Here is an 899-nt window from a genome sequence, read left to right as displayed (position 1 = left end):
GTTCGTACTCACGCCGTGCCTTGCCGGGTCTTCCAGCGCGTTGGAGGCCGATCCGCTGGACGCCGAGTTCGGCCAGGGCCTGGTCGTTGGCCGCAAAGCCAAAGCCCCGGTCGGCGACGACCGTGCCCGGTGGTCGGCCGGTCAGCGTGGTGACGCGCTCCACCGACGGCACCAACTGCGGTGCGTCGGGTAGGTTCCCAAGCTGGACCTTGTGGTCGACGACGAAGCCACGTTCGTCCTCGGCCACCAGTGCCGTGTAGCCGAACTGGGTGGGGTGCTGGGGCTTGCCCTTGCGGATCGGCCGAGCATCAGGGTCAGCCAACGAGACCAACCGGTCGGCAATCGTGCGGATGCCCACCAGCCGCAAAGCGGTCCGCTCCAACAGCCGACGGGTGCCCGCCGCAGTCTCAGCCAGCTCACCCACCAGATGCGCCAGCCGANGAGACCAACCGGTCGGCAATCGTGCGGATGCCCACCAGCCGCAAAGCGGTCCGCTCCAACAGCCGACGGGTGCCCGCCGCAGTCTCAGCCAGCTCACCCACCAGATGCGCCAGCCGACCCGAAGGCCGTTTGCCCAGCGCACGCAGAGCGTTGCGCTCCACCACAACCACCTCCCGCAGGGTTGCGCGAGCGACAGCAGCGATCTCACCGGTGAGCCGGTCGATCTCACCCAGCCCCTGACCGGTGCGCCGCCGTAGCGTGCGCGAGATCTCCTTCAGCCGGCGCCCCGCAGACCGGCTGCGATCCCGAAAGGACGTGCGCCTGGCCGCACCCACAGCCTTGATCCGCCGCACCAGCCGACCCAGCTTACGTACCCCGCGCTCCAGCAGATCGGCGTCCGTGGGATGGTCGATATCGGCTTCGATCACCGTGGTGTCGATGCGCAGCTTGCGGCATCG

The 899-nt window shown here is 68.9% G+C and carries 1 pseudogene; it reads right to left on the bottom strand.

Going from position 1 to position 899, the window contains the following annotated elements:
* A pseudogene (locus tag ACO1BR_RS44160) lies at positions 1–899 on the bottom strand (hypothetical protein); the annotation flags it as partial.

The organism is Streptomyces sp. YGL11-2 (assembly GCF_050054615.1).
Lineage (GTDB): Bacteria > Actinomycetota > Actinomycetes > Streptomycetales > Streptomycetaceae > Streptomyces.
The sequence above is the reverse complement of the archived record's forward strand: the minus strand, read 5'-3'. Positions and strand labels throughout refer to the sequence as shown.